Below are 1,178 nucleotides of genomic sequence, written 5' to 3' on the forward strand. Positions count from 1 at the left end.
GATGCACATGACCATCGAGGGAGCCGTCATCATCGAGCAGGGTGTGACCTTCGCCGTCGTCCACGTCGCTCCCGAGGTCACGCGCTACACCATCAAGTCGACACAGACCCGACGCGCCCTGATGCGCTTCTTCCCCGGCATGCCGATCATCCTCATGAGCCTCGCGAACGACGGCAGGCCACAGTACTACGGACGCAAGGACATCGTAGATTTTTTGAACGCGGTGCGACTCAATCAGATCCCGTGGAAGAAATATCATATTGTGTGAAAGAGCGGAGCCTTGCCGCATGGCACGCACTCCGCTCTTATTCATAGTGCCCCTTGCAGGCGGCGATATAGCTATTCTTCTCATCGAATGTGTAGATCAGGCGATCCTTCTGCGTGATGCGACGGCTCCAATAGCCCGTGAGGTCATGACGCAGGGATTCCGGCTTGCCTAGCCCATCGTGCCCGTTCCGCTCAATATCCTTCAGCAGATCATTGATCTTGCGTGCAGTCTTGCGATCCTCCTGTCCCCACTCCATGAAGTCCCGCCATGCATTCTCCGAGAACACCTTATTCATCGACAAGCCTCTCCAGTTCTGCTGTCGACCGCTCCATCACGCGCCCCGCGCGCAGCTGTTCGATGCCCTCAATAATGTGTGCATAATTGCGCCGATCACTCATCAGAAAGACATGCTCCATCAGATTGTTATAGTTTTCAAGGCTCATCAGCACAACATTCTCCTCATTGCGCCGTGTCACGATAATCGTCTCCGCATCCCGTGAGGCAGCATCACAATAGGACTTCAGATTACTGCGCAGCGTCGAAAAATTCACTGCCACCATACAATCACCCCCTTTCACTTTTATTGTACCAAAGCTCGTACAAAAAGCAAGAAGTAAGGAATCGCTGATAAAATGAAGTCTGTCGGATTGGTACAGATTTTTTGTCCTGTCAAGGAGACAAACCGGACGCATAGCCAAAGCTATGTGGAGGATTCTAGGGCACAGACAGGGCGAAAAAGATGTGCTAAGACGGCGGTGCTGAATTTATCAGTGCTTCCGTAAGTTGCCTTAACGAAAACACGCATCCGCGTGTATAAACAAAAAGCGCAGCCACACACGCGGCTGCGCTTTTTCCGTTTTCAGATATACCTTTTACTCTGCCGGGATGATGAACGAGAGGGAGCTGAAGA

4 protein-coding genes are annotated in these 1,178 nt (G+C 52.1%); 2 read left to right on the top strand and 2 right to left on the bottom strand.

Annotation, left to right across the window (positions count from 1 at the left end; genetic code table 11):
- Nucleotides 1–7: 7 nt before the first annotated feature.
- Complete coding sequence (locus tag ACO6BQ_RS12600; RefSeq protein ID WP_489121506.1) at nucleotides 8–268, top strand: hypothetical protein; 261 nt, start codon at nucleotides 8–10, stop codon at nucleotides 266–268.
- A 37-nt stretch (nucleotides 269–305) separates the two neighbouring features.
- On the opposite strand, the gene ACO6BQ_RS12605 is transcribed toward ACO6BQ_RS12600, so the two are convergent.
- Both ACO6BQ_RS12605 and ACO6BQ_RS12610 read right to left on the bottom strand, forming a co-directional pair.
- On the bottom strand, nucleotides 306–563 hold the full coding sequence (locus ACO6BQ_RS12605) for a Txe/YoeB family addiction module toxin (protein WP_489121499.1): 258 nt from the start codon (nucleotides 561–563) through the stop codon (nucleotides 306–308).
- Nucleotides 556–828, bottom strand: a complete 273-nt coding sequence (locus tag ACO6BQ_RS12610) for a type II toxin-antitoxin system Phd/YefM family antitoxin (RefSeq protein ID WP_489121502.1) — start codon at nucleotides 826–828, stop codon at nucleotides 556–558. Before ACO6BQ_RS12610 ends, ACO6BQ_RS12605 begins: the two co-directional genes overlap by 8 nt.
- A gap of 72 nt (nucleotides 829–900) precedes the next feature.
- Between ACO6BQ_RS12610 and ACO6BQ_RS12615 the strand changes: the two genes are divergently transcribed.
- Nucleotides 901–1,050 (top strand): secretion protein HlyD, encoded by a 150-nt coding sequence (locus ACO6BQ_RS12615; protein WP_489121504.1) that lies wholly within the window; start codon nucleotides 901–903, stop codon nucleotides 1,048–1,050.
- The last annotated feature ends 128 nt before the right edge of the window (nucleotides 1,051–1,178 follow it).

The organism is Centipeda sp. (in: firmicutes), assembly GCF_057271695.1.